Below are 4,554 nucleotides of genomic sequence, written 5' to 3'. Positions count from 1 at the left end.
CTAAACTACCCTTCAACTTGGCTTGACTGCTTTCAAAACAGGTAACACACCACGTTCGTTATAAAATACATCGGTAACCTGCAGTCCAGCCTCCTGCATTTGATGCCTAATTTCTTCCTCGCTTACAAAGTTCAGATAAGTCGCTTGTAAAATATCACCAAAAATAGAAAACTCACGCTTTAAGTCTTCTTCAGGAATGCCGTATTTTTCCCATCCAGCATCCCCGACTTGCGGAGGAGGGGTAAGAAAACTAATATATAAACGCCCCCCCGGCTTAAGCGCTTTTGCAAAGTTACTGTATAACGCTATCAACCTTTCTGGCGCTGATTCATACATGTTAAGACCATTACTGGTAATAACATCAAACACACTTTCATAATCTAAATTCCAAGCATCCCTAATTTCAAAATCACATAAATTCGATAACCCTACTCTTTTTGCTTTTTCCTTAGCATGAGAAATAGATTCAGGATCAAGATCGATGCCTTTTATTTGGATTTCAGACTGATGGCTATAATCTTGATCCAGTAAGTCATCCATCACGCCACATGGTATAGAAGCAACAGTTTTAGCCGTTGAAATTTCACTTTTAAGTAAATACTTAAATCGATGGAATCTTTCACGTGCCTGGCTTAACAGAGAATCTTCCATCAACCATTTTTTTAATGGATGTTCTTTTTCTGAGTCACACTGTTGAGTAAAAATATAAGACGTCCAATAACCATTTAAACCTCGGTTATGAAGCAGAAATCGCCCTAGATCAAACTCAGCTAATTCATCAACAAGCGCAAGCGTATCCTCAAGAGGCAAAATTAAATTGAGCGAGTTATTTCTTACCCTATTCTTTATTGCATCAATTATTGATTGTGTGTCAGGGGATATAGAAACTTCCGAATGAGTTTTATGTGAAATTATCTTTTCCATAATTCAACCATACTACCTAAATAATCCACCCAATGTTAGTAAACCCAGACTTAACATTTTCATCATCTAGCAACCCGGTTCTTTTTAATGCACTTATTACATTTTTCACAATGGGAACATCTGGTGTTACTTCAAAGCCTTTATAAATAGTATTTACTGTCTGTTTATTCTCTTCATGGTCAGCAATAATACTGTCAAGGTAATTCAGGTTAAACTCTTTTTCAGACTCAATATTCAAATACATTTTCACGAAGTCAGCGATATTAGCGCCAATATCTCTTCGTGCCTTATCAGGTAACCTATCCCACGTATACTGCAGAAGCTCCAGGAAGTAAATATAATGACGTGATTCGTCATTCATGTGATCATTTACATAGTTCTTAATCGATGGGTGAACCGATTCTGACTTAAAAAATTCAACCAACTCTTTAACTAAAGTAGTCTCAAATATACATACAGCAATTATTTCAAATAAATCATGATGCTCCGCATCCAGTCGCTTCATAATTTCATTAACTGCACAAAACGAGTCAGAATCAGGTAGAGCATCTTCTGTCAGGTAGGGAAATCTGGCCTTTAACTGATTAATTAAGTCCCTGGCAACATAAACATGGTAGTACTCATCTATAATAACCGTATAAGCATTCATTTTTATCTGTTCAGGATAAGCAACAGGTAGATCATTATAGATAATTTTATTGCAAGCAGAGTTTATTAGCTTTATTTCTAACGTAACAATATCATTCAGATATTTAAATAAAGATCTAATCATTAACTCTGACTTATTTTCTATACTAATATCCTTAAGTCTTCGATCTAATAAAACTGGCTGTTTATCCTCAGGAAAAAAGAAACCATCAAGCTCAAAATCAATTTTCTTTTCTGGGCGAGTTCTTATAGATGATCGCTTTTCCCACTTTTCAACATATTTTGATGACAAGCCAAAGCTTTGTGTATTCCCAACACTGGTTTCTAATGCCATAATTTTTTCACTTTCATTTTTAATACTGTAGAGACATCAAGCAGAGGAATAATGTGCGTTACACAGGTATATTGAATAGTAAAGTTCCACCTTTATTAATATCAACCCTGTTATATACTCTTCACCTTAAATATAGATGCCCTTCACGAACAAGCTTAATGTACAACAACTTTCGCTTTAAAAGTCATGAAGAGCATAGACTAATTTATATTTGTTAATTAAATAGAGTCTGCGAGTGAAACCTTATCCTTTTGAAGATAAAACATCATTGATAACACAAATGCAACCAATGCAATACCTAACATAATATAAGCCATCTGCTGAGGCTCTCCATTATACAAATAACTACTTAAGCTGGTAGCAGCCACAACCAGTAACGAACGAGTACTCATATTAAATGAAGAGGCCACCCCAGATATCTGCGGAAAAATGCTCATTGAGCGGCCAAAGACGATTGGATACAACAAGGCAAAACCAATACAGAACATACTCATAAATAGTGTTAGCATTAAAGGATTATTACCCAGAACAGCGAGCATAAGCATACTGAATATAGCCACAAAAATACCAATTTTCTCAGTTTGAGATTCTCCACCTAAAATAGTAATTAACTTTCCTGATAGTAAGCTGGTGATAGAAAATGAGACGACGACACAAAAGAAGTGAGCAACAAACTGAGCAACAGATAGATCAAATGTTTCTCTATACAAAAAGGCACTTGACGCTACAAAAACCATATATGCAGCAAACAGCAATGAGGGTACAAGCGAAGATATTACAAATTTACTACTAAATACTAACTTGGAATAGCTTTCAGTAAGAAAACGTAAATTGATTGGAGTCTTATCTTTTTTAGTCTCAGGTAAAAATATAAAGAGTGCTATAACAGATACAAAAGTAATCAGCGCGACAATTGCGTAATTGCCTCTCCATCCCAAATAATAGTTCACCCATCCACCTACAAGTGGCGCAATAGCCATAGCAATAGACATGAATGCATTTACTAGCCCAAAAAGACTATACATTTTCACGCCTTCATATTTATCTGAAATGATTGCAAAAACAACAACAACTGGCGCACACGCACCTATTCCCTGTATCAACCGGGATAATAGCAAAAACTCAATACTGGTAGAGAAGACACAGCCCAAAGCACCAATAAGCATCACAACAGAACCCGACAGAATAACGTTTCTACGCCCGAAACTGTCAGACAGTGGTCCGTAAAATAATGCGCCTAACACAAAACCCACAAAGTTGAGAGCTATAGTCATTTGTACCAAACTAAAGTTTGTATTCAGTTCAGCAGCAATGTCAGGAAAGCTTGGTATCGACATATCAACTTCAATACACCCTGCTAATAACGACAGCAAGAGTATCATGGGCAATATATCAAATCTGTCTTTAATAGAATCCATAAATTAAACCTTGTTCACTATCAAGTTGCACATGCTAGCAACGTTTTAGATGCTTTTATTTTCACTTCCATATTGCGCGGCTTATTAGCTCATTTAAAAAATGAAATAGCAATAAAACGTTGTATACAACCATTGACTGGGCTGTTATTAACCGAAAGCCAGAATAACACTACTGACAACGGAAACCCTTTAGTTTGCTTGATTCTAATATAAGCACCGGATAATGGTGAAAACCATTAGTTGCTTCTGCATATTCACACTCTACGACGTAGTTAAACTGCTATACACTGCTAACTACATATTTATCATGGCTATTTTAGTTTGTATATAATACTTTGGTCGTATATGCCGCCTGAAAAATGTCACCGTACAGTAAAATCAAGCCCTACAAGTTAGGTCTAACGATAACCTTTGACCTTCTCTTATGCATACCTTATTTGATAATGGTAATATTCTTCGATAAGCCAGAGGCAAACAAAGGCTGGATAACTCTTGTTGAACACGCCGTGAATCCTTCCTTGGAGGCTTGATTGCCGCATCCATGAGGCAAGCAGTTCAACATGGGCTTTCCAGCCTTTGTTTGCAATCAACACACTGAATTATTCGAAAGGCTTACCTGATTTGATAGAGATTGATGTAATGTTAATAAGCTGAAACTCCTCCACACTCTTAACATTAATTATGTAGGAGTAACAAATGAGCAAAAATGGCTGTTATTTAGATGTAGAAGGCAGTGCAATTGCATATAAAAAGAGTTTGTGATAATCAGAGATTGTACTCATGCAATGCTTGAATTCATTTGCTCCTCCCGTAGCAGAAGACCATCCTTGGTCTCTACGACTAACGGTGCTCCCGACACCCAGGGCAATCGCATATAAAAATACAACAAAATCAGTATAATAGGATGATTAGCAACTGACTTAGAGCATAACATTGGAAAAAAATAATACAATTGCAGATCATTTTAGTCACTTAGATGACCCTCGAGTTGAACGCCATCGTCGTCATACGTTGGTTGATATCATTACTATTACGATTTGTGCTGCGTTGTGTGGAGCAGATGATTGGGTTGCTATTGAGCGATTTGGTAAGGCCAAAGAAGCATGGTTTCAAGGCTTTCTAGAATTGCCTAATGGGATACCTTCTCATGACACCTTTGGTCGTTTTTTCTCGCATCTTTGCCCTCGTTCATTTCAAAACTGCTTTATCCAATGGGTTCAATCAATCACT

Annotated in this window: 4 protein-coding genes; 1 reads left to right on the top strand and 3 read right to left on the bottom strand. The window is 36.6% G+C overall.

Annotated features, from left to right (window positions below; genetic code table 11):
• Positions 1 to 12 precede the first annotated feature (12 nt).
• The 3 genes from KCG35_RS17275 to KCG35_RS17265 form a co-directional block, all read right to left on the bottom strand.
• Positions 13 to 924 (bottom strand): SAM-dependent methyltransferase, encoded by a 912-nt coding sequence (locus KCG35_RS17275; RefSeq protein ID WP_215821045.1) that lies wholly within the window; start codon positions 922 to 924, stop codon positions 13 to 15.
• 16 nt (positions 925 to 940) lie between these two features.
• Positions 941 to 1,906, bottom strand: coding sequence for a diiron oxygenase (locus KCG35_RS17270; protein ID WP_215821044.1), 966 nt, complete (start codon positions 1,904 to 1,906; stop codon positions 941 to 943).
• Between the two features lie 218 nt (positions 1,907 to 2,124).
• Positions 2,125 to 3,324 carry a multidrug effflux MFS transporter gene (locus KCG35_RS17265; protein ID WP_215821043.1) on the bottom strand — a complete coding sequence of 400 codons (1,200 nt, stop codon included), beginning with the start codon at positions 3,322 to 3,324 and terminating at the stop codon, positions 2,125 to 2,127.
• A 927-nt stretch (positions 3,325 to 4,251) separates the two neighbouring features.
• Here KCG35_RS17265 and KCG35_RS17260 point away from each other — a divergent pair.
• On the top strand, positions 4,252 to 4,554 hold a 303-nt coding region (locus KCG35_RS17260; protein ID WP_373687363.1), incomplete at its 3' end, for an ISAs1 family transposase.

This window comes from Zooshikella harenae (genome assembly GCF_018837975.1).
Classification (GTDB): Bacteria; Pseudomonadota; Gammaproteobacteria; order Pseudomonadales; family Zooshikellaceae; genus Zooshikella; species Zooshikella harenae.
Note: the sequence above shows the minus strand (reverse complement) of the source record. Positions and strands in the feature narration are given on the sequence as shown.